General features: G+C 68.7%; 27 protein-coding genes. 9 read left to right on the plus strand and 18 right to left on the minus strand.

Going from position 1 to position 25606, the window contains the following annotated elements:
• Positions 1 to 3: 3 nt before the first annotated feature.
• Positions 4 to 696: a hypothetical protein gene (locus ACFOWZ_RS45280; RefSeq protein ID WP_382380468.1), complete on the plus strand. Its 693-nt coding sequence runs from the start codon at positions 4 to 6 to the stop codon at positions 694 to 696.
• A gap of 144 nt (positions 697 to 840) precedes the next feature.
• Here the strand turns inward: ACFOWZ_RS45280 and ACFOWZ_RS45285 are convergent, their stop codons facing one another.
• From ACFOWZ_RS45285 to ACFOWZ_RS45300, 4 genes are read right to left on the minus strand one after another with little or no spacing between them, the layout of a single operon-like run.
• On the minus strand, positions 841 to 1446 hold the full coding sequence (locus tag ACFOWZ_RS45285; RefSeq protein WP_030470877.1) for a GTP-binding protein: 606 nt from the start codon (positions 1444 to 1446) through the stop codon (positions 841 to 843).
• Entirely contained in the window at positions 1427 to 2173 is a 747-nt protein-coding gene (locus ACFOWZ_RS45290) for a DUF742 domain-containing protein (RefSeq protein WP_081902482.1), read from the minus strand. The genes ACFOWZ_RS45285 and ACFOWZ_RS45290 overlap by 20 nt, the downstream gene beginning before the upstream one ends.
• 30 nt (positions 2174 to 2203) lie before the next feature.
• A complete protein-coding gene (locus ACFOWZ_RS45295) occupies positions 2204 to 2623 on the minus strand; it encodes a roadblock/LC7 domain-containing protein (protein ID WP_030470879.1) in 420 nt (139 codons plus the stop codon).
• Positions 2620 to 5955: a sensor histidine kinase gene (locus ACFOWZ_RS45300; RefSeq protein ID WP_382380471.1), complete on the minus strand. Its 3336-nt coding sequence runs from the start codon at positions 5953 to 5955 to the stop codon at positions 2620 to 2622. The genes ACFOWZ_RS45295 and ACFOWZ_RS45300 overlap by 4 nt, the downstream gene beginning before the upstream one ends.
• A 483-nt stretch (positions 5956 to 6438) precedes the next feature.
• Between ACFOWZ_RS45300 and ACFOWZ_RS45305 the strand changes: the two genes are divergently transcribed.
• Positions 6439 to 7416: an ABC transporter substrate-binding protein gene (locus tag ACFOWZ_RS45305; protein ID WP_382380473.1), complete on the plus strand. Its 978-nt coding sequence runs from the start codon at positions 6439 to 6441 to the stop codon at positions 7414 to 7416.
• A 74-nt stretch (positions 7417 to 7490) separates the two neighbouring features.
• Here the strand turns inward: ACFOWZ_RS45305 and ACFOWZ_RS45310 are convergent, their stop codons facing one another.
• The 4 genes from ACFOWZ_RS45310 to ACFOWZ_RS45325 all read right to left on the minus strand — a co-directional run bounded on the left by ACFOWZ_RS45310 (position 7491) and on the right by ACFOWZ_RS45325 (position 10228).
• Positions 7491 to 8294, minus strand: coding sequence for an LppU/SCO3897 family protein (locus tag ACFOWZ_RS45310; protein WP_382380475.1), 804 nt, complete (start codon positions 8292 to 8294; stop codon positions 7491 to 7493).
• Between the two features lie 252 nt (positions 8295 to 8546).
• Positions 8547 to 9056 (minus strand): LppU/SCO3897 family protein, encoded by a 510-nt coding sequence (locus tag ACFOWZ_RS45315; protein WP_449280294.1) that lies wholly within the window; start codon positions 9054 to 9056, stop codon positions 8547 to 8549.
• Between the two features lie 54 nt (positions 9057 to 9110).
• Complete coding sequence (locus ACFOWZ_RS45320) at positions 9111 to 9593, minus strand: LppU/SCO3897 family protein (protein WP_382380479.1); 483 nt, start codon at positions 9591 to 9593, stop codon at positions 9111 to 9113.
• Positions 9594 to 9643: 50 nt separating this feature from the next.
• Complete coding sequence (locus ACFOWZ_RS45325) at positions 9644 to 10228, minus strand: LppU/SCO3897 family protein (RefSeq protein WP_382380481.1); 585 nt, start codon at positions 10226 to 10228, stop codon at positions 9644 to 9646.
• 109 nt (positions 10229 to 10337) lie between these two features.
• Between ACFOWZ_RS45325 and ACFOWZ_RS45330 the strand changes: the two genes are divergently transcribed.
• Positions 10338 to 11978, plus strand: a complete 1641-nt coding sequence (locus tag ACFOWZ_RS45330) for a DNA repair helicase XPB (RefSeq protein WP_382380483.1) — start codon at positions 10338 to 10340, stop codon at positions 11976 to 11978.
• On the plus strand, positions 11975 to 12403 hold the full coding sequence (locus ACFOWZ_RS45335) for a hypothetical protein (RefSeq protein ID WP_382380485.1): 429 nt from the start codon (positions 11975 to 11977) through the stop codon (positions 12401 to 12403). The genes ACFOWZ_RS45330 and ACFOWZ_RS45335 overlap by 4 nt, the downstream gene beginning before the upstream one ends.
• Positions 12404 to 12532: 129 nt before the next feature.
• Here ACFOWZ_RS45335 and ACFOWZ_RS45340 read toward each other — a convergent pair whose 3' ends face one another.
• Positions 12533 to 12736, minus strand: a complete 204-nt coding sequence (locus ACFOWZ_RS45340; protein ID WP_382380487.1) for a hypothetical protein — start codon at positions 12734 to 12736, stop codon at positions 12533 to 12535.
• A 129-nt stretch (positions 12737 to 12865) separates the two neighbouring features.
• Here ACFOWZ_RS45340 and ACFOWZ_RS45345 point away from each other — a divergent pair, with 129 nt between their 5' ends.
• The 4 genes from ACFOWZ_RS45345 to ACFOWZ_RS45360 all read left to right on the plus strand — a co-directional run bounded on the left by ACFOWZ_RS45345 (position 12866) and on the right by ACFOWZ_RS45360 (position 16420).
• Positions 12866 to 13546 (plus strand): response regulator transcription factor, encoded by a 681-nt coding sequence (locus tag ACFOWZ_RS45345; protein WP_030470889.1) that lies wholly within the window; start codon positions 12866 to 12868, stop codon positions 13544 to 13546.
• Entirely contained in the window at positions 13543 to 14931 is a 1389-nt protein-coding gene (locus ACFOWZ_RS45350; protein WP_382380489.1) for an ATP-binding protein, read from the plus strand. Before ACFOWZ_RS45345 ends, ACFOWZ_RS45350 begins: the two co-directional genes overlap by 4 nt.
• 98 nt (positions 14932 to 15029) lie before the next feature.
• On the plus strand, positions 15030 to 15479 hold the full coding sequence (locus ACFOWZ_RS45355; protein WP_382380491.1) for a GerMN domain-containing protein: 450 nt from the start codon (positions 15030 to 15032) through the stop codon (positions 15477 to 15479).
• A gap of 8 nt (positions 15480 to 15487) precedes the next feature.
• Positions 15488 to 16420, plus strand: coding sequence for an o-succinylbenzoate synthase (locus ACFOWZ_RS45360; protein WP_382380493.1), 933 nt, complete (start codon positions 15488 to 15490; stop codon positions 16418 to 16420).
• Here ACFOWZ_RS45360 and ACFOWZ_RS45365 read toward each other — a convergent pair.
• Positions 16410 to 17015 carry a Uma2 family endonuclease gene (locus tag ACFOWZ_RS45365; RefSeq protein ID WP_382380495.1) on the minus strand — a complete coding sequence of 202 codons (606 nt, stop codon included), beginning with the start codon at positions 17013 to 17015 and terminating at the stop codon, positions 16410 to 16412. The two genes, ACFOWZ_RS45360 and ACFOWZ_RS45365, sit on opposite strands and share 11 nt — an antisense overlap.
• 78 nt (positions 17016 to 17093) lie before the next feature.
• Positions 17094 to 18050: a CapA family protein gene (locus ACFOWZ_RS45370; protein ID WP_382380497.1), complete on the minus strand. Its 957-nt coding sequence runs from the start codon at positions 18048 to 18050 to the stop codon at positions 17094 to 17096.
• A 19-nt stretch (positions 18051 to 18069) separates the two neighbouring features.
• On the opposite strand from ACFOWZ_RS45370, the gene ACFOWZ_RS45375 reads away from it, so the two are divergent.
• Positions 18070 to 18201 carry a hypothetical protein gene (locus tag ACFOWZ_RS45375; protein ID WP_382380498.1) on the plus strand — a complete coding sequence of 44 codons (132 nt, stop codon included), beginning with the start codon at positions 18070 to 18072 and terminating at the stop codon, positions 18199 to 18201.
• A 7-nt stretch (positions 18202 to 18208) separates the two neighbouring features.
• On the opposite strand, the gene ACFOWZ_RS45380 is transcribed toward ACFOWZ_RS45375, so the two are convergent.
• The 7 genes from ACFOWZ_RS45380 to ACFOWZ_RS45410 all read right to left on the minus strand — a co-directional run bounded on the left by ACFOWZ_RS45380 (position 18209) and on the right by ACFOWZ_RS45410 (position 25537).
• A complete protein-coding gene (locus ACFOWZ_RS45380; protein ID WP_030470895.1) occupies positions 18209 to 18805 on the minus strand; it encodes an SRPBCC family protein in 597 nt (198 codons plus the stop codon).
• Complete coding sequence (locus tag ACFOWZ_RS45385; protein WP_382380501.1) at positions 18802 to 19620, minus strand: FAD binding domain-containing protein; 819 nt, start codon at positions 19618 to 19620, stop codon at positions 18802 to 18804. Before ACFOWZ_RS45385 ends, ACFOWZ_RS45380 begins: the two co-directional genes overlap by 4 nt.
• Positions 19617 to 22043, minus strand: coding sequence for a xanthine dehydrogenase family protein molybdopterin-binding subunit (locus ACFOWZ_RS45390; protein ID WP_382380503.1), 2427 nt, complete (start codon positions 22041 to 22043; stop codon positions 19617 to 19619). Before ACFOWZ_RS45390 ends, ACFOWZ_RS45385 begins: the two co-directional genes overlap by 4 nt.
• Positions 22040 to 22573, minus strand: a complete 534-nt coding sequence (locus tag ACFOWZ_RS45395) for a (2Fe-2S)-binding protein (protein WP_030470898.1) — start codon at positions 22571 to 22573, stop codon at positions 22040 to 22042. Before ACFOWZ_RS45395 ends, ACFOWZ_RS45390 begins: the two co-directional genes overlap by 4 nt.
• 78 nt (positions 22574 to 22651) lie before the next feature.
• Positions 22652 to 23743: an XdhC family protein gene (locus ACFOWZ_RS45400; protein ID WP_382380505.1), complete on the minus strand. Its 1092-nt coding sequence runs from the start codon at positions 23741 to 23743 to the stop codon at positions 22652 to 22654.
• On the minus strand, positions 23736 to 24710 hold the full coding sequence (locus ACFOWZ_RS45405) for a vWA domain-containing protein (protein WP_382380507.1): 975 nt from the start codon (positions 24708 to 24710) through the stop codon (positions 23736 to 23738). The genes ACFOWZ_RS45400 and ACFOWZ_RS45405 overlap by 8 nt, the downstream gene beginning before the upstream one ends.
• A complete protein-coding gene (locus ACFOWZ_RS45410) occupies positions 24707 to 25537 on the minus strand; it encodes an AAA family ATPase (RefSeq protein ID WP_382380509.1) in 831 nt (276 codons plus the stop codon). The genes ACFOWZ_RS45405 and ACFOWZ_RS45410 overlap by 4 nt, the downstream gene beginning before the upstream one ends.
• Between the last annotated feature and the right edge of the window lie 69 nt (positions 25538 to 25606).

Below are 25606 nucleotides of genomic sequence, written 5' to 3' on the forward strand. Positions count from 1 at the left end.
CAAATGGCCATCACCCGGTGGGCGCGTAGAGCCGTCCTCACCGCAACGGCATTGGCGTTCGCCTTGCCGTTCACCACAGGAACAGCTCAGGCCGACCCGATCATCGAGGCTCTCGCGGACAACAACGTCAACCTCACCGTTGGCGCCTACAACAACAACGTGAACTCGATCCCGGTCAGCCTCGGCGCGGGCGCGAGCCTCAACACGGGCAGCGGCATCACTCTCGGCCTCGACGAGAACGACGGCATCGAGCTCGCGATGGACATCGGCCACGCGGGCGTCTGGGCCGACGCGTCGGTCGGCGTGCCCTTCACCGACATCGAGGTCGGAGCGGCCGTCGCTGCCGAGGTGGACGTGCCCGACGTGAACGTCGCCGTCGGCAACGCCGGCGTGGACGTGGCCCTCGACCAGACCGAAACCGACGACAGAGCTCCAGTCGCGGCACCTCCTGCCGCACCGGCGGCAGCCGAGCCTGAGCCCGCAGTGGCCGCACCACCGGCGCCCGAAGCGACTGAGCTCGTCCAGACCGCCGTCACGATCACCGAGGACACCGCGGCCGTCACCGAAGATCCCAAGGGTGAGCCCGAAGAAGAGGACTGCCCCGAAGAGGTCCGGCCGCACGGCTGTCCCAACATCACCGCGCTGGGAATCCTCAGCGTCTGCCTTCTGCCGAACCTGGTTCAGCTGCACATCTGATCAGGCAGCGGCACCGCTGATCCGGAAGGAGGCCACCACGACGACGACATCGATCTGAATCAGACCGCAACGACGAGGCGAGCGCCGCACCCGAAGGTGGCGCTCGCCTCGTTCAGTTGTCTGTGATCGTCCCGTGGGAGGAGATCAGCCCGCGCGGACGGACATCCACTGGCGCATCGCGTGCTCCACCAGCGTGATGAGCGTCTGCTTCGTCGACTGCCGGTTGCGCGCGTCGCACGTCACGATCGGCACCGACTCGTCGATCGTCAACGCCTCACGGACGTCCTCCAGTCTGTGGTGGAGGAGGCCGTCGAAGCAGTTGACGCCCACGACGTACGGCAGCTGCCGGTCGTCGAAGAAGTCGATCGACGCGAACGCGTCCGCGAGCCTGCGGGTGTCGACCAGCACGATGGCGCCGATGGCACCTCGCACCAGGTCGTCCCACATGAACCAGAACCGGTGCTGACCCGGTGTACCGAAGAGGTACAGGATCAGGTCGCTGTCGAGCGACACGCGGCCGAAGTCCATCGCGACCGTCGTGGTGACCTTGTTCGGCGTGGCGGAGAGGTCGTCCACCCCCGCGCTGGCCTCGGTCATCACCGCCTCGGTGGTCAACGGGACGATCTCGGACACCGAGCCGACGAACGTCGTCTTGCCCACACCGAAGCCACCCGCCACCACGATCTTGGCGGAGGTCGTCGGCTTCCGTGCGCCCTCGGCGCCCTGGGGACTAGAGCCTGCGAAGCCCACTGAGCACCCTCTCCAGGAATTCCATGGAAGGCCGGTCCCCCACGACCAGACCGCCCTGGTGAATCAAAACCAATCCCATGCTTGCCATGTCGCCGATCAACACCCGCACGACGCCAAGAGGCAAGCGTAGGAGTGCCGCGACCTCGGCCACCGACCGCGTGTCCACACACAGCCCGCAGATCGACCTGTGCTCGGGAAGCACCGCGGCATCCCGTTCGAGGCCACGCTCGCTGGTCGAGATCAGCGCCTCGATCGCGAGGTCGTAGTCGGGTCGTGTGCGTCCACCGGTGCGCGTGTAAGGCCGCACCAGTGAACCCGAGTCCGCAGAAGAAGTTTCCTCCGGACGCACAGCAGGCTGCGCACCGGTGCTGTACACCGGCTGCGGCCCGGTGGTGTACGGCAACTGTTCCGGCACCGCGTCCGGCATCTCGTGCTGGCCGAAGAGGTCCGCACCCGGGCCACCGAACAACCCGGTGCCGTACCCGTCGATGTCGAACCGGTTCGGCACGTCGTCGTACGGATACGACGACGAGTCATCCACCTCACGCTGAGACATATCGCCTAGCCCTTGCCCTGTAACCCGCTCATCGTGGGGTGCGTCCTCGGCTTCCTCTGGTTCTTGGGGAATCGCGTCAGGCTCGTCGAACTGGAACCCACCAGCGGCCCACTCCTGGTAGTTGAAGTTCCTACCGAAGCCACGGCCTCTAGCGCCAGATCTGCCAGCCATTTGTTCTCACCCCTGAACTTCAGATGAGGTCTAGCGACGGACCACGCCCTGAAGCTGCGCGCGCAGCTCAGGGGTGAGTTGTTGACCGACTCTCTCCACCAAAAGCGTCATCTCGTAGGCCACAAGGCCGATGTCACAGTTTGGTGCCGCCAGGACGGCAAGGCACGAGCCGTCACTGATCGACATGAGGAACAGGTAGCCCCGCTCCATCTCGACAACGGTCTGGTTGACCCCGCCTGCCTCGAAGCAGCGGGCGGCGCCCTGCGTGAGGCTCACCAGCCCGGACGCGACGGCGGAGAGCTGCTCTGCACGGTCCCGGGGCAGACCCTGGGACCCCGCGAGCAACAGCCCGTCCGCGGACACCACGACGGAATGTGCCACGCCGGGCACCCTCCGCACGAAGTCGGTGATAAGCCAACCAAAGCTGCCTGGCTGCGCTGCGGTCGTCACTCCTGCTCCTCGTTCTGCCGGCTCGACTGGTCACCAGCGTATGCCTCGATCAATGCGTGCCGGCCTTTTCGGACACCACTTTGCAGACTCGACATCCGTCCGCGCACCGCGTCTGCGGAGCGGGGCGGCAGCGGCGGGCGCTGCGCTGTCTGCGTCAGGGACTGCGGTTTGGGCGCCGCAGAACCTGGCACGAGCTGAGCCTTCGGCGTCCGTTTCGGCAAACCTGCCGATGTCTTCGACTCCGGCGCCTTGTTCAACAACGCCTGGGCCGCTTGCCATCCCTCATCGGCCGGCGATTGCCAGGCCGACTCGGAAGTGAGTGCCGCCGCTGGAGTCTCCTCCACAACGGGCTCCGGTTCCACAACTCGCTCCTGCTCGGCGGGTGCGGTCACTGGTTCCTCGACCGCGGGCTGGACCTTGGCGCGCGGCTGGCGCACAGGGAGACCAGCGGCCGACGTGGTGGTGGGTGCCACCGCCGGGACAGGCTTGCGGGTGCGGGTCGGCAGTTCCGGCTCCGGCCCGTCCGACAACGGAGGGGTCGAAGGCGGCTCGTCGATGTACTCGACCGCGCTCTTCTCGCCCTTGTCGGTGGTGCCGAGACCGGACTCGACACGACCGTTGGGCTCGGCCGGAGCGTCGTGCTCTGCGGCCGCGGGGACCGGCTGAGCGGCCGACGCGTTCGTCTCGCTCCCGACGGCCTGGAACCACTGCGACAGGACCGCCTCGTAGATCGGCAGGCGCTCCGTCGGGGCGTCCAGGTCGTGCTCGATCTGCTTGCGCGAGGCTTCCGAGGTGCCGTTGCGGTGAGCCATGCCCAGCTCGACGTGACCCTGGTCGACCGAGGCGCGCGAGACGCCGTTGGACGAGTGGTGCTCGTCCTCGATCGGCGGGATCGGCACGAACTGCGTGGTCTCGTAGCCCGGCTCGAAGGAGATCTCGCCGTCCTCCTCCTGCCGGTCCTCGTAGGCGGTGAAGAGGGTGGGCTCGCCGAACGAACCCTCTGGCTCGACCGCGGCCAGCTGGTCGCGACGCCACCGCTCCGACGGCGTCACGTCCTCGACGGGCGGCTCGCTGTAGACGGGGACCGCCGTCGCGCCGGCACCGGTGTCGGTGAGCGGGCTCGGGACGAAGCTGACCGGGATGCTCGGGTTGCTCGGGCTCGACTCGTCGATCCGCGGCGTGATGCCCGTGGCACCGCCGAAGGCACCGGCGATGCCGCTGGCCCTCGTCGCGGTGGTGCCGATCTCGGTGGTGTGCTCTGCGGGGGCCGGCGCGGGCGCCGACATGCCGAACGCCGAGGCGAGCGAGCCGGAACCGGACGGCGGGGTCGAGACCGGGGTCTGACCGGGGAACGCGATGAGCGTCTCCGGCACGATCACCAGTGCCGTCGTGCCGCCCTCGATGTCCTCGTTGCCGCGCAGGCGGACCTTGATGTCGTGGCGCTTGGCGAGCCGCGCGACCACGTACAGGCCCATTCGGCGGGAGACGGCGACGTCGACGTCCGGCGGGTCGGCCAGACGCTCGTTGGCGTCGAGGATCTCCTGGTCGCCCATGCCCACGCCGCGGTCCTGGATCTCGATCGCCAGCTCGCCCTTGCGGGTCTTGGCCGTGCGAACGGTGACCTTGGTGACCGGGTCGGAGAACGCCGTGGCGTTGTCCAGCAGCTCGGCGATGAGGTGCACGAGGTCGTTGACGGCGCGGCCCTGGACGGTGAGGTCCGGGGTCTGGCCGACCTGCACGCGGGCGTACTGCTCGACCTCGGAGACCGCGGCGCCGAGGACCTCGGCGGCCGGGACGGGCCGGGTCAGGCGCCGCGAGAGGTCCGTGCCCGAGAGAACCAGCAGGTTCTCCGAGTTGCGACGCATACGAGTGGCGAGGTGGTCCAGCTCGAACAGCGAGGCCAGCTGGTCCGGGTCCTGCTCGTCCTGCTCCAGCCGGTCGATCAGGTTCAGCTGGCGTTCGACCAGGGCCTGCGAACGACGCGACAGGTTGACGAACATCGCGTTGACGTTGTCACGCAGGAGGGCCTGCTGGGCGGCCAGTCGCACCGCTTCACCGTGCACCGCGTCGAACGCGCGCGCCACCTGACCGACCTCTTCACGCGTGTGCACCGGCACCGGCTCGACGGCGGTCTTGGCCGCGTCCTCCGGGTTCGGGTCCGCGAGGATGCGCTCGACCGCGTCGGGGAGTCCGTGGTCGGCGACGTCGAGGGCGGTGCGGCGCAGCGTGCGCAGCGGGTTGAGGATCGAGCGGGCGACGAACAGCGCCATCAGCAACGCGAGCGCGAGGAACGCGAGCACCAGCGCGGACGCGATGTAGGCCTGCGTCCTGGTGTCGCCGGCGGCCTGGTCGGTCTTGTTCTGCAGCTGCTCGACCAGCAGGTTCTCGACGTCACGCGTCAGGTTGACCGTCAGCGTGGCGGCGATGTCCCACTTCTCGGACGTCAGCTGCGTGAAGTCCTTCTTGCCCGTGGCCGCCTGCTGGTTGATCGCCGATTCCTGCATGTCGTTCGCGGTGTCGACGATGAGGCCGGTGACGGTGTCGTCGTAGATCTTTGCCTGTTCGGGCGTCGCGGACTTGCGGAAGTCGTTTCGCGCGGCTTCGAGCTCGGCGTCCGCGGCCTGCAGGGAACGCAGCTGGGACGGCGTGAACGCCTTGCGCTGGAAGACGTCGAGGAGGATCGCCCGCTTGAGCGACTCCTGCTCCTTGATGCGCGCGATGGCGTTCGTGGTCAGGTGCAGTCGCACCAGCTCGGGGTCGTTGATCTCGGAGATCGTCTGCTCACCGAGGCTGATGAGCGTCTCGATCGACTCCGAGTAGGTGCGCTGGACGGCCTCGGCGGGGTACTGCGTGTCGCGCACCGAGTTGCGGAGGCTGTTCAGGCGGTCGAGCTGCTTGGCCGCGACCTGGAAGCGCTCGACGGCCGCCGAGTTCAGGTCGGAACTCAGCTCGGAGATCTTGGCGTTGAAGGCCTCGCTCGTGTCGTTCACGCGGCGCAGCTGGCGCTCGAGGACGACCCGGTCGACCTTCTTGTTCGACGCGACGTAGCTGACCGACAGGTCGCGCTCGCGCTGGAGCTGCTGCACCAGGTCCGCGACCGCTGTCTCCAGGCGGATCTGGTTCGCGAGGTTGTTGAGCTCCGTCGCCGCCTGGAGGTCGCTGCGCACGCGCAGGCCACCCAGGACGAGCGCACAGACCGTCGGGATGAGCAGAACGGCGAGCAGCTTGGTGCGCAACCTCCAGTTGCGCAGGCGCCATCCCGCGGATCGGGCAGGTCCTGAACCGGGTCCGGTTCCGACGTCCTGCTTCACCACGTCCGGTGTCGCGGTCATCGTTCCGTCACCCAGCGCAGCCAGTCCGTCACCCGATTCGGGCCTTTCGGAGCGTGTGGTGTCACCCACGCCAAACTGGCTGGGACCTCTCTCACGTCGGGCCACTCTGGGCTTCCTCTTCCAGCAGCAGTGTCCCGGTCTCTCCCCAGGACCGAGCATGGACTCGTCAAACGGGCCGAATTGCAGCACAGAGGCTGTTCGCCTGTGAAGGCGCCCTACCTCGTCTGAAGACACGTCGGTCTACTACAACCTGTGCCACCCGGCGGGGAGCGTAATGGCCACCCCCGCCTCGGGGGAAGTCTCCAGAAGCACTCACCGTATCGAGACGGGGTGTCCTTTCATACGTTCAGGTGGTTAACATCCCCGGTCGTCGGCATGCCCCAAGTCCGTCCGAACGCGCAGTTGGGACAGCGGACCACCTGGTCTGTGGCGACACTCACTGATCAATTTGATGCTACTCAAGGCCTACCGGCGAGAGGTGCCATGGCTACCCGAGCCAAAGCTCTGCGGCTTGTCGCAGTGCTCATCACGTGTGTTCTGACCGCGAGCTGCAGCCTGTTCGGAAGTTCGTCGAACACCAGCACTGCCGACATCGAGCGCAACACCCTGCGCATCGGCGTGCTGCCGGTCGTCGACGTCGCCCCGTTGCGGATCGCGCTGACCGACAAGCTCTTCGAGAAGGCCGGTCTGCAGGTCAACCTGGTCACTCAGCCCAGCGAGTCCGAGGCGATCAAGCAGCTGGACACCACGCTGGACATCACGTGGGCCACGCACGTCAGCCTCTTCCGCTCCGTCGCCGAAGGCACCGAGCTTCAGCTGCAGGGCGAGGCCTACCAGGCCGGACCGAACTCGATGGCGCTGGTCACGGGCGCGACGTCGGACTACGACGACCCCGGCAAGAAGCCCGCGCCGACCATCGCGGTGAACAGCGAGACCGACATCGGCGGGCTGACCACGCGTGCCGTGCTGGACACCGCCGCGGTCGAGAAGCAGAAGATCAAGTTCCAGTCGATGCCGTACGGCGACATGGAGGCCGCGCTCAAGGCCGGCAAGGTCGACGCGGCGTTCATGATCGAGCCGTTCATCACGAAGGCGCAGCGCAACATCGGTGCGAGGATCCTCACCGACACCGCGCGCGGCCCGACACTGGACTTCCCGCTGTCCGGCTACGCGTCGTCGAAGAAGTTCGCCGAGCAGAACCCGAAGACGCTCAAGGTCTTCCGGGACGTGCTGCGCCAGGCGCAGCAGCGCGCGCAGGCCAACAAGCTCGCCGTGCAGGACTCGCTGACCAGCTACGCGGACGTCGACCAGCCCACCGCGGCGCTCGTGTCCGTGGGCACGTTCCCGCTGTCGCTGAACCCGATCCGGCTCCAGCGGGTCGCCGACATGATGGACACCGAGGACGTGCTGTCCGGTCGCCTCGACGTGCAGCAGCTGCTGCCACCGGGAACGACGAGTTAGTTGTCTTCGGACATCAGTTGTGTTCAGACGTGAAAAAGGCGGGCCGGTTTTCCGGTCCGCCTTTTCTCATTTGATCACTTACCGGCCAGCGCGCTCACGCAGTAGGTGATTCCCGGCTGGGGCTCGGTGTAAGAAATGGCCGTGGCCTCACCGCAGTCGGCGGTCGCGGCCTTGACCACCTTCTCGATCTTGACGACCTTCTGGACGGCGAACTCGTTGTTGCCCTTCGAGCAGTCGACGACCTTCATGCCCTCCATGTTGATCTTGACGAGCTCCTCCTCGTAGCACTTGCCCTCTTCGAGCTTCTCGACGAGGCAGAGCTTCAGCGACGAGGAGCGGCGGCCGGACTCGGTGTACTCGGCGTAGTCGTCGCTCGGGCACGCCTCGGTGGTCGAGGTCATCGCCTTGGCGATGATGTAGTTCGCCTCGGGCGCGCCGCAGTCGACCTTCTTGTACTTCGGGCTGATCGTCGTGCCCGTGACGCTCGCGCACTCACCGGCCTTGGCCGACGGCCCGGTGATGCTGCTCAGACCACCGCCGATCAGGGACTTCACCAGGAAGAACGCGCCCGCGAGCACGATCACGCCGATGATCGAGCCGACGACCTTGCCGGCGCCACCCTTCTTCGGCGGCTGGGCGTACGGCATGGGCTGACCGGGCGGCATCTGGCCGGGCGGCGGGCCGTACTGCCCGGGTTGACCCTGCGGCTGCGCGTACGGGTCCGCGGGGTAGCCGCCCTGCTGGGGCGGAGGCCCGTACTGACCGGGCTGACCCGGCTGGGCGTACGGGTCGCCGGGCTGGCCGTAGGGCTGCTGGGGCTGCCCACCGGGAGGCGGGCCGTACGGCCCCGGCTGCTGGGGGTAATTGGGGGTAGTCACTTGATTCCTCTCCGATGGGTCACGCGAAAGACAGCGAAACCGGAGCCGCGAGGACGGCTCCGGTCTCGGAAAACTGGTGGGCCGGGCATCAGGGATCGCCTGGGCAGGTTCGTTCCGGCGAGACGACCACGCTGATCCTGCTTCCGCTTACGCCGAACGGCCCACGCCCCCCGACACGGCCGGAGGAGAGGTTGCCATGCGTTGGAGGAATCCGCCTGGGCTTTACGGAAACGTTACGGCTGCTTGGGTCGGCTAGGGGGTCGCGGTGCAGTAGGTCAGCCTCACCTCGGGATGGGCGAAGGCCTCCTCGCCCGCCGCGCACGACGGCGCCGGCACGTCCCTGCTGACCGCGGTCACCCTGAAGACGTCGTTCCCGGACGCGCAGTCCACGGCTTCGAGCTCCATGCGGGGCGACGTCGACGGGTAGCACTCGCCCTGCGCCCACAACGGCACGAGACAGATCCTGATCTCCGGGCCGCGCCTGGTGATCATGTCCGCGTTGGCGTTCGCGCAGCTCGCGGACTTGGCGACCGTCCCGGTGACCACGTAGTTCGCGCTCGACGAGAGGCAGCTGACGGCGTCGAAGTTCGGCTCGTTCGAGAACCCGGTGACGTTCGCGCAGTCGCCCTGCTTCGGCCTCTGGATCGGCGTCAGGAACTCGGACAGGCCGTAGATGGCGACGGCCGCGACGACCAGGGTGGCCGCGTAGGTCAGGATCCGCTTCCCCAGGCTCGTCCGCGGTGCGGGCGGCTCGTCGATCATCACGCGCAGAGGGTGCCACGCGGACCCGTCGCCGCGGCGCGGATCACCCGAAGATCACTGGTGCTGGTCGCCGCGTTCGAGGCAGAAGGTGACGGCGGGTTCCGGGAAGACCGCCGCGCGCGACTCTCCGCAGGCAGCGCGGTCGGTCTTGCCGGTGAGCACCTTGGCGACCTTCACCGAGTCCTTCGTGGTGCAGTCGACCTTGGCGATGCCGGTGTCGGAGTTCTGGCCGTAGCAGGCGCCCTCGACGAAGTTCGGCATCAGGCAGAGCGTGGAGTCGCCAGTGTAGGTCGAGTAGTCCATGCCGCCGGACGGGCACTTGGTCTCGTTCCACGGCAGCACCTTGGCGATCTTGACGTTCGCCTTCTCCGAGGCGCAGTCGAGCGCGGTGTACTTCGGGTCGTCGAGCGCGCCGGAGATCTGCGCGCAGTCGCCGACCTGGGCGGTCTTCGCCACGCCGCCGAGCTGGTTCATCACGAACCCGCCGAGCAGGACGAGCGCGAGGACAACAGCGATACCCAGGCCGACCTTCTTCATGGCCTGGGTATCGGCGTCAGACAGGGCTCAACTCAACCGAGTTCACCCGATCAGGAGTCTCCGTGCACGCCCATGCAGTAGACCTCGGCCGGCTCGGTGAACCTCAGCTCGCTGGAGCCCTCGGGACACGCCGTGCCCTCCTGGGGCAGGCCGTTGACCTTCTTCACGATCTTCACCGGCGACTCGGTCGTGCACGCCTCCTTCTTGAAGGCGCCGTCGTCGCTGGACGTGTAGCAGTTGCCCTCGGCGAGGTTCGGCATGAGGCACATGAACTCGCTGCCGGACTTCATCTGCTCGTAGATGCCCTCGTCCGGACACGGGTCCTCGGCACTCTTGAGCACCTTGGCGACCTTGTGCGTGGCAGCAGCGTCGCCGCAGCTCTTCGACGAGATGTTCCACTCGCCGTCCGGCTTGTCCACGTCCTTCGGCGACGCGCTGACGCAGTCGCCGACGTTCGTGCTGTTGAGCGCCGTGAGCGCCCACACGCCGCCGCCGACCAGCACTACTGCCAGGACGCCGACAATGACGAACTTCAACCAGTTGTTGTTCTTGGGCGACTCGTCGGTCTCGGCGTCCTCAGGAGCCGGTGCCACCGTGGCCGGTGGCTCGACGGGATCAGTCGACTCGGTGCTCATGGGCGAGAAAGTACGACACGTCGTGTTGGCTGCGTGTGTCGCCTCACACATCTCGTCGCCAGTTGACGCAGGTCGAACCCATTTGGCGTCGTCAGGGAGACTTGTGGGCGTGACCGATGGCCCCTTGATCGTCCAGTCGGACAAGACGCTGCTGCTCGAGGTCGACCACCCGCTGGCCGACGACGCGCGCACCTCGATCGCACCGTTCGCCGAGCTGGAACGTGCGCCGGAGCACGTGCACACGTACCGCGTCACCCCGTTGGCGCTGTGGAACGCCCGTGCGGCGGGCCACGACGCCGAGCAGGTGGTGGACGCGCTGGTGCGGTTCAGCCGCTACCCCGTGCCGCAGCCGCTGCTGGTGGACGTGGTCGACACGATGAGCCGGTTCGGGCGGCTGGTGCTGACCAACAACCCGGCACACGGCCTGGTGCTCCACTCCAACGACCGCGCGGTCCTCGAAGAGGTCCTGCGCAACAAGAAGATCGCGCCGATGTTCGGCGCGCGGATCGACGACGACACGGTCGTCGTGCACCCGAGCGAGCGCGGACGGCTCAAGCAGCTGCTGCTCAAGGTCGGCTGGCCGGCCGAGGACCACGCCGGGTACGTCGACGGCGAGGCGCACCCGATCGAGCTCGATGAGAACGGCTGGAAGCTGCGCGACTACCAGCGGCTGGCCGCCCAGGCGTTCTGGGCAGGCGGGTCCGGTGTCGTCGTGCTGCCGTGTGGCGCGGGCAAGACGCTGGTCGGCGCGGCGGCGATGGCCGAGGCGCAGGCGACCACGTTGATCCTGGTCACGAACACCGTGGCGGGCCGGCAGTGGAAGCGGGAGCTGATCGCGCGGACGTCCTTGACGGAAGAGGAGATCGGCGAGTACTCGGGTGAGCGCAAGGAGATCCGCCCGGTCACCATCGCGACCTACCAGGTGATCACCCGCAAGTCGAAGGGCGAGTACAAGCACCTGGAGCTGTTCGACTCGCGCGACTGGGGCCTGATCGTCTACGACGAGGTCCACCTGCTGCCCGCGCCGGTCTTCCGGATGACCGCTGACCTGCAGTCACGTCGTCGTCTGGGGCTGACCGCGACCCTGGTGCGCGAGGACGGCCAGGAGGGCGACGTCTTCTCGTTGATCGGGCCGAAGCGCTACGACGTGCCGTGGCGCGACATCGAGGCGCAGGGCTGGATCGCTCCCGCCGAGTGCACCGAGGTCCGGGTGACGCTCACGGACAACGAGCGGCTCCAGTACGCGACCGCGGAGCCCGAGGAGCGCTACAAGCTCTGCTCGACCGCCCGGACGAAGATCCCGGTCGTTCGGCGGGTGCTCGACCAGCATCCCGACGAGCCGGCTCTGGTGATCGGTGCTTACCTGGACCAGCTCGACGAGCTGGGCGAGGAGCTGGGGGCACCGGTGATCAAGGGATCGACGAAGAACAAGGAGCGCGAGGAGCTGTTCGACCAGTTCCGTCGCGGTGAGCTGCGCACGCTCGTCGTGTCGAAGGTGGCGAACTTCTCCATCGACCTGCCCGAGGCGTCCGTCGCCATCCAGGTGTCCGGCACGTTCGGGTCGCGCCAGGAGGAGGCCCAGCGCCTCGGCCGGATCCTGCGCCCCAAGGGTGACGGGCGGCAGGCGCACTTCTACTCGGTCGTCGCGCGCGACACGCTCGACACCGACTACGCCGCGCACCGTCAGCGGTTCCTGGCGGAGCAGGGCTACGCGTACAAGATCGTCGACGCGGACGACCTGGTCGGATGACGACCTGGTGGATGTGGAACCCGGCCGGAACCGCGCCCCGCAGCAGGTTCCGGTCGGAGGAGACGCTCGCCAGGTCGGCGCCGGACACGCAGGTCGTCCGGTCGGCCGACTTCACGTGCCCGGCGCAACGCCGTCGCGCCACCGCCGTGCGTGCGGACTTCCTGCGCGTCACCGGTGACCCGGTGCAGGTGGCGCTGGTCGAGCAGAGGCTGTGGACGTTGCTCGTGGCGTTGCGCCGGTCCCAGCCCCTGCGGGACGCGCTGGCGACCGCCGCGCCCAGGGCGGGGCGGGCGGCGCTGGTCGCGGAGCCGTCGCGCGAACTGGCCGAGTTCGACCGGCGCTTCGACCAGTTCGCGGCCGCGTTGCAGGTGCTGGTCGCCGACCCGACCCCGGAGCAGCTGCGCCACACCGCCGCCCTGGACTAGCGATCGAAGTCCGCACCGAGCCCCTGCTGTTTGGCGCGAAAAGCACGTTCGGGCCGATAGATGGCCCGAACGTGCTTTTCGCGCCAAAAAATATGTCCGGTAGGCCTGATCGATACAGGCGCTTGGTGCCTAGCGGGCGCCCTTGCGCACCGTCACCGTGCCGTCCGCCGCGACCTCGCACGGGTTGTTGGCCGTGCACTGCTCGCCGCTGTCGTTGCCCGTGCTGTGGACACCACGGGTAGGGCGCCGGGGCCTCGACGCCGCCGAGCACAGCCACCGCGGGGTTGCCGTGACGAGCATCGCGAAGCTCGTCGCCAGGAGCACTTTTCGCATGCCGCAGAGGTTTTCGGACCCGTGTGCGCGCGGGGTGATGGCCGCGCAACAACTGCGCACGGACGGTCGTTACGCAACCATGACGTGCCAAGAACGTCCTCATGAGACCTGTCCGGAAGGCTGGAGGTCATGCCGCGCGTACTGCTGATCGAGGACGACGAGGCGGTCCGCGAGGGACTGTCGCTCGCCCTGACCTACCAGGGACACACCGTTGACGCGGTGCGCACGGGTGAGGAAGGTCTTGAGCTGCTCGGCCGCAGCACGCCCGACGTGGTGGTGCTGGACCTGATGCTGCCTGGCGTGGACGGGTTCGAGGTGTGCCGCCGCATCCGCGCGTCCCGCGACCTGCCGATCATCATGCTGACGGCGCGCAACGACGACATCGACGTGGTCGCGGGCCTGGAGGCCGGTGCGGACGACTACGTGGCCAAACCCGCCCAGGCCCGCGTGCTGGAAGCCCGCATCCGCGCGGTGCTGCGGCGGTCGTCCGCGCCCGTGGTCGAGGTCGTGGCCGAACGCCACGGTGACCTGACGATCGACCGCGACGGCCTCGTCGTGACCCGGCTCGGGCGGCCGGTGTCGTTGGCCCCCACGGAACTGCGGTTGCTGCTGGAGCTCTCGTCGTCACCGGGCAGGGTGATGTCGCGGCAGCAGCTGCTGGAGTCGGTGTGGGACCAGGGCTACCTCGGCGACTCGCGGCTGGTCGACGCCTGCGTGCAGCGGCTGCGCTCCAAGATCGAGGACGACCCGGCCGCGCCCTCGTACGTGCAGACGGTGCGCGGCTTCGGCTACCGGTTCGGCCCGCTGTGACGCTGCGGCTGCGGCTGCTGCTCGCGTTCGCCTTCCTGAGCATCGTGACCGCGGTGGCGGTGGCGGGCGCCGGTTACGTGCGGTCCCGCGACGCCATCGTGCAGCGGGCGCAGGACAACGCCGTCATCGAGACCACGAACCGCGTGGAGCAGCTCTACCCGTTGCCCGCCCGCCCACCCGACGCCGCGGCCCTGGAGCGCATCGCCGGGAAGGTCTCCGGCCGCGAGGGCATGGCGCTGGCCTCAGCCAACGGCCAGTCGTCCGGCAGCATGGACGCCTCGGTGATCACGCCGGAGCTGCGCGCCCTGGTGTCCTCCGGCCGCGTCGGCTGGCAGCGCGTGCCGTACGCGGGCGGGGTGTGGCTGGTCGTGGGCATGCAGCTGCGGGTGACCTCGGGCGACACGTCCGGCATCGAGGTGTACGTGCTGCGGCCGTTCACGTCGGAGATCGAGGTGGTGGACGAGCTGGCGCGCAACGCGTGGCTCATCGGCGGCGCGGGCCTGGTTCTGGCCCTCGCCCTGGGTTTCCTGGCGTCCCGCGGCGTGCTGCGCCCCGTCCGCGAGCTGCAGCTGGCCGCGTGGCGCCTGGGCCAGGGCGACCTGACCGCACGGGTGCCAGTGCGAGGCCGGGACGAGCTGGCGTCCGTCGCGTCGACGTTCAACAGCACCGCGTCGTCCCTGGAACACCACGTGGGCGAGCTGCGGCGGATGGAAGCGGACGCCCGCCGGTTCGTGGCAGACGTGTCGCACGAGCTGCGCACCCCGCTGACCGCGATGACCGCCGTGACCGACGTCCTGGACGCGGAAACGTCCGCGCTGCCCGGCGTCGCGGGCCAGGCGGCGCGGCTGGTGAACCGCGAGACGCAGAACCTGACCCGCCTGGTGAACGACCTGATCGAGGTCACCCGCTTCGACTCGGGCACGGCGGCACTCGCGCTGGACGACGTCGACGTGGCGGACGTGGTGCGCGCGACCCTGCGAATGCGCGGCTTCACGGACGTGACGGCGTCGCTGCCGTCCGGGGTGCGCGCCCGGCTGGACCCGCGGCGGCTGGACGTGATCGTGGCGAACCTGGTCGGCAACGCTCTTCGGCACGGGTCGCCGCCGGTGACGTTGTCGCTGTCGGTGTCGGATGCGGGGTCGGAGTCGTTCCTGGTGATCGAGGTGGCGGACTCCGGTCCGGGGTTGCCTTCGGAGGTGCTGCCGCACGTGTTCGCGCGGTTCTACAAGGCGGACTCGGCACGGGGGCGGTCGGAGGGCAGCGGGCTGGGGCTGGCGATCGCGTGGGAGAACGCGCGGCTGCACGGCGGGACGCTGGCCGCGGCGAACCGGCCTGGTGGCGGGGCGCTGTTCACGCTCCGGCTGCCGCTGGGAGGTGAGTCGTGAAGCCGAAAACTGTCGGTGCTGCCTGGGAGAATGAAAACAGGGGGACCCCCTGGAGGGGACCCCTGCGCAAGCTCGGCCTTGCAGCGCTGCCCCTCCCCTTGCGCAAGCTCGGCCTGGCCGCGCTGGCCCTCACCGCACTCACCGCCTGCGGCATCCGCCCCACCGAACCCATCCCCGGCCTCGAAGCCCCCAGCGGCCCCGTCGAGAACACCTCGCCGTCGCTCTACTGGGTCTCCGGGGGCAGGGTGATCCCGGTCAGCCGACCCCAGGGCAGCGTGAGCGGCTACGACGTGATCGCCCTGCTCGCCCAGGGCCCCACCAACGCCGAGCAGTCCCGCGGCCTGAGCACCGAGGTGCCGGTCGACGCCGCGCCTGCCGTCGTCGACCGGGTCGCCAGCGGGCTCGACGTCACGCTTTCCAGCGACGTCTCGCAGCTCAGTCCCGTTGCCGTGCAGCAGATCGTCTGCACGTTGCTCGGCATCCAGTCCGCCGGCACCGTGAGCCTGCGCGGCGGCGGGCATTCGCTGGAGGCGCGGAAGTGCGCTTGAATCGGCGCGTGCACGTCTACTCCATCCCGATGCGCGTCCGGTTCCGCGGCATCACCCGGCGCACCGGACTGCTCGTCGAGGGGCCGGCCGGGTGGGGCGAGTTCTGCCCGTTCGAGGAGTACGACGACGACGAGGCCGCGCCGTGGCTGGCGTGCGCGCTCGAAGCGGCGAACGAGGGTTGGCCGGCACCGGTGCGTTCGAGGATTCCGGTCAACTGCACAGTTCCGGTGGTCGAGCCAGAAAAAGCACACGAGATCGTCAAAATCTCAGGGTGCTCCACGGCCAAGGTGAAGGTCGCCGAGTCCACTCTGGACGAGGACTGCGCGCGGCTCGAAGCCGTCCGGGACGCCTTGGGGCCACAGGGTTTCGTGCGGGTCGACGCGAACATGATGTGGGACGTGGACACGGCCGTCACGGCGATCCGGGCCATGGACAAGGCGGCCGGCGGGCTCCAGTACGTGGAACAGCCGTGCCGCACGCTCGACGAGCTCGCGAAGGTCCGCAAGAGGGTGGACGTGCCGATCGCGGCGGACGAGTCGATTCGCAAGGCCGACGACCCGTTGAAGGTGGCGGTGGCCGGTGCCGCGGACATCGCGGTGATCAAGGTCGCGCCGCTCGGGGGTGTGCGCCGGGCGTTGGAGATCGCCGAGGCGTGCGGGCTGCCGTGCGTGGTGTCGTCCGCCCTCGAAACCTCGGTGGGCATGGCGGCCGGAGTCGCGCTGGCGGCGGCGCTGCCGGAGCTCGACTACGCGTGCGGGCTGGCGACGCTCTCGCTGCTGGAAGGCGATGTCACGAGCGATTCACTGGTGCCGGTCGACGGATATCTGCCGGTGCTCACGAAGGCGCCCGTGCCGGACCGCATCGAAGGGTTCGCGAACGATGTGATCGCGGAGGCCTGGACTAATCGGTACGGCCGGGTGCTGAACAAGCTCAGTCGATGAGCCGATCAACCTGAATCTTCAGTGGGAACGGCTCGACAGCTTCGTACACTCCTGTCTCAGCAGACGCCTCCTGATAGCCGAATGGTCCGGCCAGGTGCATCGGAGCCAATGAGATCGGCTCGTCGAGATCGACAATCCAGTAGAACGGGATGCCGGCCTGTGCGTACTCGCCACGCTTGGCCTGATAGTCCGTCTGGCGCGAGCTCGGCGAGAGTATTTCAACAGCGAGGACGACATCTGCTGCCCTGATGAGGCCACCCTCAGCCCTTTGCCGCCTGCGAGCGTTGCGCTGTACAACGCACACATCGGGACGCCGGACGAAGCCTGGTCTGTCAGGTGCCGCCAGCTCCAGGTCAACATCGATGTCGTAGAGGACCTCGAGATCTTCGGGTACCTGAGCAACGAGTTGCAGCAGCAAGTTGCAACCTGCCGCATTGTGATCGGCAAGAGGGCTGGAGTGCATGATCAGACGGCCGTTTACCAATTCTGTATAGCCGTCTTCGGTTTCTCCGAGTGCGGCGTACTGAGCAACGGTCAAAGGACCCGTCGCAACAGTAAGCAGACGCCTCGGAGGCCTATCGGGTAGTGCGGTCACTGCGTCTCCTTCCGTCTGTTCCACCGTCGCACATGGAAGCCCTCCAAACCGCTCGGCAGCGCCACACCTTCGGCGGAATCAAGGCTTGGCCCTGGTCAGGCCCTGCCCCGCAGCCCCCAGGCTGAACACCACGCCCTCGGTCCGGTTGATCGCCTCGGTCCGCCGCGCGGAAGCCGGCACCCGCGTCAGGTCCACCAGCCGGATCGGCGGCCCCAGCTCGACCAGCGTGGGCGTGTAGGAGGCTTCGACCACGCTCCACCCCTCGGGTCCCTCCTCGAACTTGAACCGCGCGATCGCCCCTTCCTCGGTGACTCCGCGGGGTTCGGCGTGCCGGGCGACCTCGTTGCCCAGCCCGTACGCGACCCACTTCTTGCCGATCTTCTCGAACGGCTGCACCACGTGGACGTGCGTGCCGATGATCAGGTCCAGGGCCGGGTCGGCGAGCAGCTGGCGGGCCAGCGCCTTCTGGTCCGCGGTGGCCTCGTGCTGGTACTCGTTGCCCCACTGCACGGACAGCACGACGACCTCGGCTCCGGCGGCACGGGCGGCGCGGGCGTCGGCGAGGATCTTGGTCGCGTTGATCTGGTTCGCCCGCCACGGCTGCGGCAGCGGAATGCCGTTGAAGCCGTAGGTGAACGAAAGCTGCGCCACGCGCACCCCGCCCGCGTCCAGGATCAGCGGCGCCGCGGCCTCCTCCGGCGTGCGGAACGAGCCGGTGTGCTTCAAACCGACGGCGTCCATCGCGTCGAGCGTCGTCTGGATGGCCGAGACGCCGCGGTCCAGCGTGTGGTTCGAGGCGGTCGAGCACGAGTCGTAGCCGACGTCGACCAGGCCCTTCGCCACCTCGGGCGGTGCGAGGAACGCCGGGTAGCCGAAGAACGGGCCTTCCTTCGGCCCCAGCGGCACCTCCAGGTGGCACAGGGACAGGTCGGCCTTCAGCGTGTCCTTCACGCCCTCGAACAGCGGCAGGAAGTTGCGGCCGGCGGCACCGCCGTCGGCCGTTGCCTGATCGGTCAGCGCCGGGTGGATCAGCACGTCACCGCCGGCGGTCAGGGTGAACGACCGCGGCGGGGGCGGGCCGGAAGACGTGGGCGACGGCGGTGGCGCGGACGTGACGACGACCGGGGAGCCGGTGCACCCGGACAGCGCGAAACCGGCGGCCAGCGCGAGCGCCGACCACCGGTGAACACGCCTCAGCGCTGCCGCCTGCGTCGCAGGACCACGAACAGCACGACCGCCAGCACCGCCGCCGCGACGGGCAGCACGCGCTTCAGGACGGGGACGCCTGCCGTGTCGATCAGATCGATCGGCTCGTCGGGGACCACTCGGAGATGCTGCTGTTGGGCCACCTCGTCAGGATCCACCGATCCCAGCGTGCTCGCCAGGCATTCCGCGAACTGGTCGACGAGCTTGCCGCTGACCTCGGAGATCAGCCCACGGCCGAGTTGAGCCGGACGGCCGGTCACGCTCAGGTCCGTCTCGACCTCGACCGTGTCGCCCACCTGGAACGTCACGGTCGCCGACGCCGTGCCGTTGCCGCGGGCGTCCTTGCCCGCGGCCTTCATCACGGCGCGGCGCAGCACCGGATCGATCTCCACGAACTCGCCGCTGCCCCGGTACAGCAGCTGCACCGGGCCGAGCTTGACCTTCACCTCCCCGTTGAACGTCTTGCCGTCGACCGAGGTCAGCGTGGCGCCCGGCAGGCACGGCGCCACCCGCTCCGGGTCGAGCAGCGCCTCCCACACGTCCTCGGCCGGGGCCGGTGAGACGAACGAATGCGTCAACTTCATCCCGCTACCGCCGCGGTCAGCGCCCGCCCGGTGAGCACCCGAGCCAGGTTGTCCTTGTAGCCGTCGCCGGACGACGCCCGCAGCGCCGCCTCGGCGATCGCCGACACGGGCTGCCCGACCAGCGCCGATTCCACGTCGACCGCACGCACGGGTCCGGACCCGACGTTGGTGAGGCCGACCCGGGCAGCCTCGATCGTGCCGCCACGAACCTGCACGGCCGCCGCGACCGCGACGATCGACCACGCCTGCGCGACCCGGTTGAGCTTCTCGTAGTGCGCTCCCCAACCAGTGTGTTTCGGCACCCTGACATCGATGAGGATCTCGTCGGGAGCCAGCGCGGTGGTGAAGTAGTCGACGAAGAACTCCGCCGCGGGCACCTCACGACGGCCACCAGGACCAGCGATGATCATCACGGCGTCCAGCGCGAGAGCCGGTGCCAGCAGGTCACCGGCGGGATCCGCGTGGCACAGCGAGCCGCCGAACGTGCCGCGGTGCCGGACCTGAGGGTCGGCCACCGTGTCCGTGACCAGCTTCAACAACAACGCGTGGTCGTGGATCAGGTGATCGCGCTGCACCTCGTAGTGCGTGGTCATGGCACCGATGAGCAACGAGTCGCCGTCGTCGCGCACGCCCGTCAGCTCGGTCAGACCTCCGATGTCGATCAACGCGGTCGGTGCCGCCAACCGCATGCGCAGCACCGGCACCAAGGACTGACCGCCCGCGATGATCTTCGCGTCCTCGCCCTCCTCCGCGAGCATCCGCACGGCTTCGTCCACAGTGGACGGGAACAGGTACCTGAACTCCGCCGGGATCACGACTGTCCTCCCTGCGCGTCGATCGAACCGAGTCCACCCGCTGCCACTTCACCCGCGTCATCGGCGGGCCGGCCTTGCAACGCGGTCCACACGCGTTCCGGCGACAACGGCATCTCGATGTCCCGGACACCCAGGTGCCGCACGGCGTCCAGGACGCTGTTCACCACGGCAGGCGTCGAGGCGATCGTGCCTGCCTCACCGACTCCCTTGGCACCCAACGGGTTCGTCGTCGCCGGTGTCGACGTGCGCGCCGTCAGGAACGCCGGCAGGTCCGCCGCGGACGGCACGAGGTAGTCGGCGAACGTCGCCGTCGTCAGCGTGCCCATCTCGTCGTGGACCGCCTCCTCGTACAACGCCTGCGCGATGCCCTGCGCCAGTCCGCCGTGCACCTGACCGTCGACGATCAACGGGTTCACGACCGTGCCGACGTCGTCCACCGCGACGTACGACCGGATCCGCACCACACCGGTCTCCGTGTCGACTTCCGTTGCGCACAAATGGGTTCCGTGCGGGAACGAGAAGTTGTCCGGATCGAACGTGGCGTCGGCGTCCATGCCGGGCTCCATGCCCTCGGGCAGGTCGTGCGCCACGTGCGCGGCCAGCACGACGTCGCCCAACGTCCGCGCGGTCGACGTGCCACGCACGGAGAACGAACCGGACGCGAACTCCACGTCCGCCTCGTCGCACTCCATCATGTGCGCGGCCAGCGTGCGGGCCTTCGCGAGCACCTTGTCCGCCGCGTGCACCAGAGCAGTCCCACCGACGGCCAACGAACGAGACCCGTAGCTGTCCATGCCCTTGTGCGACGAGGCCGTGTCGCCGTGCAGCACCTCGACGTCCTCGAACGGCACACCGAGCCGGTCGGCGACGATCTGCGACCACACCGTCTCGTGGCCCTGCCCGTGCGGCGAGGTCCCGGTGATCACCTCGACCTTGCCGGTGGGCAGCATGCGGATCGATGCGGTCTCCCAACCGCCTGCGGCATAACGCAAAGCGCCCAGCACGCGGGACGGCGCGAGGCCGCACATCTCGGTGTAGGTGGAGATTCCGATGCCCAGCTGGACCGCTGAACCCTCCGCACGCCGACGTGCCTGCTCCTCCCGCAGCTCCTCGTACCCGAACAGCTCCATCGCGCGAGCCGTCGCGGCCTCGTAGTTGCCCGAGTCGTAGGTGAGCCCGGCGACCGTGTTGAACGGGAACTCCTCGTGCCTGATCCAGTTCATCTCGCGGATCTTCATGGGGTCCGTGCCGAGCTCGACCGCGAGCTCGTCCATCATCCGCTCGATCGCGAACGTGGCTTCCGGCCGTCCGGCACCGCGGTACGCGTCCGTCGGCACCTTGTTCGTGAAGACGTTCGTGCACTCGAACCGGTAGGCCGCGAACTTGTAGATCGCGTTGAACATGAACGCGCCCAGGATCGGGATGCCCGGCGTCACCAGTCGCAGGTACGCGCCCATGTCGGCGAGCAGCTCGACCTTCAGGCCGGTCACGGTGCCGTCGCGACGCGCGGACAACGTGATCTTCTGGATCTGGTCGCGGCCGTGGTGGCCCGACAGCATCGACTCGGTGCGCGACTCCGTCCACTTCACCGGACGGCCCATCCGCCGCGCGACCAGCAGGCACAGCAGCTCCTCCGGCGTGACCTGGAGCTTGCCGCCGAACCCTCCGCCGACGTCCGGTGCGATCACGCGGATCTTGTGCTCGGCGATGCCCGTGACGGCCGAGAGCATCCAGCGCAGGATGTGCGGGATCTGCGTGGCGGACCAGACGGTGAACATGTCGGCGCTCGGGTCCACGACGACCGAACGCGGTTCCATGAACGACGGGATCAGCCGCTGCTGCCGGAACGTCCGCTCGATCACGACCTCGGCGGAGGAGATCTCGTCCTCGACGTTCGTGCCGCTGCCGGCCTCTGCCGAGTCGAAGACCCACGTCGCACACTTGTTCGTGCCGAGGTCCGGATGCACCAGATCGGCGTCCCGCAAGGCTTCTTCCAGGTCGAGCACGACCGGCAGCTCGTCGTAGTCGACGTCGATCTCGGCCAGGGCGTCCGCGGCCCGGTAGGGGCTGTCGGCGATCACCAGGGCCACGGCCTCACCGGCGAAGTTGACCTGGTCGACGGCCATCGCGGGGGCCGGCGGCGACTTCATGTCCTCGGTGATCGGCCACGCGCAGGGCAGAGAGCCCTGCTCCGCCGCGAAGTCCTCACCGGTGAGCACCACGGCCACACCGGGCATCGCGGTCGCGCGGCTGCAGTCGATGTTGCGGATCCGCGCGTGGGCGACAGGACTGCGCAGCACGGCCATGTGCAGCATGCCGGTCAGCTGGATGTTGTCGGTCCACCTGGTCTGACCGGTGATGAGTCGTGCGTCCTCCTTGCGGAGCCGGGCCCTGCCGACTTCCGGTTCCGCGGTGGCGGTCATTCTCCACCTACCGGCTGTTTCGCGGTGACGTGCTCATCGCTGTGCTGCTCGATCTTGGGTCCGGCGCCCGGCTTCATCCGCTGGGCGGCGTCCTGGACCGCGCGGACGATGTTCTGGTAGCCCGTGCAGCGGCAGAGGTTGCCCTCCAGGCCCTTCCGCACGGTCTCGTCGTCCGGGTCCGGCTCGTCGGCGAGCAGGTCGATGGCCTGCATGATCATGCCGGGCGTGCAGAAACCGCACTGCAACGCGTGGTTCGTGCGGAACGCCTCCTGCACCGGGTGCAGCTTGCCGTCGCGGGCGAGACCTTCGATCGTGGTGATCTCGTGCCCGTTCGCCTGGACCGCGAACATCTGGCACGACTTCACGCTGTGGCCGTCGAGGTGCACCGTGCACGCGCCGCAGTTCCCGGTGTCGCAGCCGACGACAGTGCCGGTCTTGCCCAAACGCTCCCGCAGGTAGTGGACGAGCAGGAGCCTTGGTTCGACCTCGTCGGCGTACGTCACTCCGTCGACGTTGACCGAGATGTGCATGAACCCTCCCAGGGGTGGGCAGCAGGTGTGACGAGGGCCACTCCAGCCTCCTCCCCTGTTCGTGATTCAACAACCCGATCAGTGGTGGATCGGTTCACCAAGATCGACGAGCCGTCGGCCACTTCCCTTCCACCGCAAGGAAATGATCTCGGCGGCGATCGACACCGCGGTCTCCTCCGGCGTGCGCGCGCCCAGGTCCAGGCCGATCGGCGAGGCCAGAGCCGCCAGCTCGCCCTCGCTCAAACCCGCTTCCCGCAACCGTTGCAGCCGATCTTCGTGCGTGCGGCGGGATCCCATCGCACCGATGTAGCCGACCTTCAGTCGCAACGCGACTTCCAGCAACGGGACGTCGAACTTCGGGTCGTGCGTCAGAACCGCGATGACCGTGCGTTCGTCGAGCTTGGACGCCTCACGTTCCAGATACCGGTGTGGCCAGTCCACAACGACCTCGTCCGCATCGGGGAAACGCGAGCGCGTCGCGAACACCGGCCGTGCGTCGCACACGGTCACGCGATAACCGAGAAACGCTCCGAGCCTGGCCAGGGCAGCAGCGAAGTCGATCGCACCGAACACGAGCATGCGCGGCGGCGGCTCGAACGAGTTCACGAACACGCTCATGCCCTCGCCGCGTCGCTGACCGTCCGGGCCGTACTGGAGGACCCCGCTGCGGCCGCTCGCCAGCATGCCGCGCGCGTCGTCGGTGACGGCGTCGTCGATGCGGCCGGAGCCGAGGCTCCCGGAGCGGCGATCGGGCCAGACGACCAGGCGCCTGCCGATGCCGTCCGGGTGCTCGACGACGGTCGCGACGGCCACCGGTTCTTCGGCACGCACCGTCTCCACGACCTCACTGAGCTGCGGAAACGTCTCGGCGTTGATCTTCTCGACGTAGATGTCGATGATCCCGCCGCAGGTCAGACCGACGGCGAACGCGTCGTCGTCGCTCACCCCGTACCGCTGCAACACAGGGCTCTCGGTGGCCTGCGCGAGGTCGTAGACGGCACCCTCGACGCAGCCGCCGGACACGCTGCCGATTGCCTCGCCGTCCTGCGTCACCAGCATCGCCGCGCCCGCGGGCCTGGGTGCCGAGCTGAAGGTCGCGACCACGGTGCCGACGCCGACCGTCTCGCCGTTCGCCACCCGTTCCGCGAGGTCGAACAGGACATCACGCACGGCGGACCTCCTTCAGCAGTTCTTCGAGAGCGTGCACGCTGTGGCCGGCGACCATCGTGTCGACGTGCGGGAGCGCCGCCACCACGCCGCTCTGCACGGGCCGATAGCCGGGCTTGCCCGCGTGCGGGTTGGCCCAGATGATCTTGTGGCTCACCCGTTTCAGCCTCGCCATCTCGTCCGCGAGCAACGCCGGGTCGCCGCGTTCCCAGCCGTCGCTGAACAGCACGACGACCGCACCTCGTTGCCGCCACTGCTGGTTGAACCGGCGCAACGCCTCCCCGAGCCGCGTTCCGCCCTCGTAGTCGGGGATCGCCCGCCCGGCGGCTCGCAGCGCCCGTTCCGGATCGCGTTCCTTCAGCTGACGGGTGACACGGGTGAGGCGCGTGCCGATCGTGCGCACCTCGACGGGCATGGCGTGCGCGATGACGTGCGAGAACCGCAGCAGCGCGTCGGAATAGGCGGCCATCGAGCCGGACACGTCGATCAACAGCACGAGCCTGCGTGCTTTCACCCCGCGCCGGCGGTGGCGTGGCCGGGCGATCTCGCCGCCCATCTCGATCATCGCGCGGACCGTGCGCGCCAGGTCCATGCGGCCGCGGCGGGCCTTCCGCAGTCTTCTGGACCTCCTGCGCGGCGGGAGCGGGTTCAGCCGGGCGATCAGCGGCGCCGCGTTGAACTCGGAGATGTCCTTGTGGCGCAGCACTTCCACATCGGACGCGGCGACCCCGACGGTGACCGAGTCGAGTTCGATCGTCGTGCGCGGACGGGGTGGCGTGCCCCCGAAGTACGCCCGGTAGGCGGCGTCGTAGCGCGGCAGGTCGTCCGGGTCGGCGCACAGCGTGAGGCGCCCGGCCCAGTAGAGGTCGACGTGCTCGGTGGCCCGCAGGTACGCCTGGACGCGGTCCGGCCCGCACGCGAGCCCCGCGCCCCGCAGGACGCGCGTGAACCCCACGCAGGCTTCGGTCACCCCACGATTGTGCTCCCGATCACGCGTTCCGCGTCCTCGCGGTACTTCAGCACGGCCCCGAGCGTCGTCACGTCCGGCTCGGTCCGTCCCAGCGCCTGGAGCGCCCGCGCCCAGTCCAGCGACTCGGCCACACCCGGCGGCTTCAGCAGGTCGAGGCCGCGCATCTTGTGGACGGCCTGCGCGACCTGCTCCGCGAGCCGTTCGTCGAGGCCGGGAAGGGTGCGGCGCAGGATCGCGACCTCGCGTTCCAGCGACGGGTGCTCCAGCCAGTGGTAGAGGCAGCGGCGTTTCAACGCGTCGTGCACCTCGCGGGTCCGGTTCGAGGTCAGCACGGTCATCGGCGGCGTCGAGGCCCTGATCTCACCGAACTCGGGGATGCTCACCGCGTTCTCCGACAGCACCTCCAGCAGGAACGCCTCGAACTCGTCGTCCGCCCTGTCGATCTCGTCCACGAGCAGCACGCACGGCGCGCTCTCCAGAGCCTGGAGCAACGGCCTGGCCAGCAGGAACCGTCGTGTGTAGAGAGAGGCCTCGTCGACCTCGCCCTTCGTCTCCAGCACGCGCAGGTGCATGAGCTGCCGCGGGTAGTCCCAGTCGTAGAGGGCCTGGGTGGCGTCGATGCCCTCGTGGCACTGGAGCCTGATCAGCGGCACGTCCGTCGCCTTGGCGAGCGCCAGCGCGAGCGAGGTCTTGCCGGTGCCGGGTTCGCCTTCGAGGAACAGCGGCCGTCCCATCCGGAGCGCGAGGAACGCCGCCGTGGCGATGCCGCCGTCGGGGAGGTACCCCGCGCGGTCGAGCCCTGACGCCAGTTCCTCAGGGGACTCCATGACCCTCAGAGTAGGCCCTGTTCCCAGGGTCTCGTTCGATGAGAGTCGCGGCTGAGGTGGTTCCTGGCG

It is taken from the genome of Lentzea rhizosphaerae (assembly GCF_042649515.1).
In the GTDB taxonomy this organism is placed as follows: Bacteria; Actinomycetota; Actinomycetes; order Mycobacteriales; family Pseudonocardiaceae; genus Lentzea; species Lentzea aerocolonigenes.

Excerpts from the sequence above, each read along its gene's own strand:
- ACFOWZ_RS45280 (WP_382380468.1), top strand. The coding sequence starts at position 4 with ATGGCCATCACCCGGTGGGCGCGTAGAGCCGTCCTCACCGCAACGGCA.
- ACFOWZ_RS45290 (WP_081902482.1), bottom strand. The coding sequence starts at position 2,173 with ATGGCTGGCAGATCTGGCGCTAGAGGCCGTGGCTTCGGTAGGAACTTC.
- ACFOWZ_RS45300 (WP_382380471.1), bottom strand. The coding sequence starts at position 5,955 with ATGACCGCGACACCGGACGTGGTGAAGCAGGACGTCGGAACCGGACCC.
- ACFOWZ_RS45305 (WP_382380473.1), top strand. The coding sequence starts at position 6,439 with ATGGCTACCCGAGCCAAAGCTCTGCGGCTTGTCGCAGTGCTCATCACG.
- ACFOWZ_RS45315 (WP_449280294.1), bottom strand. The coding sequence starts at position 9,056 with ATGATCGACGAGCCGCCCGCACCGCGGACGAGCCTGGGGAAGCGGATC.
- ACFOWZ_RS45320 (WP_382380479.1), bottom strand. The coding sequence starts at position 9,593 with ATGAAGAAGGTCGGCCTGGGTATCGCTGTTGTCCTCGCGCTCGTCCTG.
- ACFOWZ_RS45325 (WP_382380481.1), bottom strand. The coding sequence starts at position 10,228 with ATGAGCACCGAGTCGACTGATCCCGTCGAGCCACCGGCCACGGTGGCA.
- ACFOWZ_RS45335 (WP_382380485.1), top strand. The coding sequence starts at position 11,975 with ATGACGACCTGGTGGATGTGGAACCCGGCCGGAACCGCGCCCCGCAGC.
- ACFOWZ_RS45340 (WP_382380487.1), bottom strand. The coding sequence starts at position 12,736 with ATGCGAAAAGTGCTCCTGGCGACGAGCTTCGCGATGCTCGTCACGGCA.
- ACFOWZ_RS45345 (WP_030470889.1), top strand. The coding sequence starts at position 12,866 with ATGCCGCGCGTACTGCTGATCGAGGACGACGAGGCGGTCCGCGAGGGA.
- ACFOWZ_RS45380 (WP_030470895.1), bottom strand. The coding sequence starts at position 18,805 with ATGAAGTTGACGCATTCGTTCGTCTCACCGGCCCCGGCCGAGGACGTG.
- ACFOWZ_RS45390 (WP_382380503.1), bottom strand. The coding sequence starts at position 22,043 with ATGACCGCCACCGCGGAACCGGAAGTCGGCAGGGCCCGGCTCCGCAAG.
- ACFOWZ_RS45395 (WP_030470898.1), bottom strand. The coding sequence starts at position 22,573 with ATGCACATCTCGGTCAACGTCGACGGAGTGACGTACGCCGACGAGGTC.
- ACFOWZ_RS45410 (WP_382380509.1), bottom strand. The coding sequence starts at position 25,537 with ATGGAGTCCCCTGAGGAACTGGCGTCAGGGCTCGACCGCGCGGGGTAC.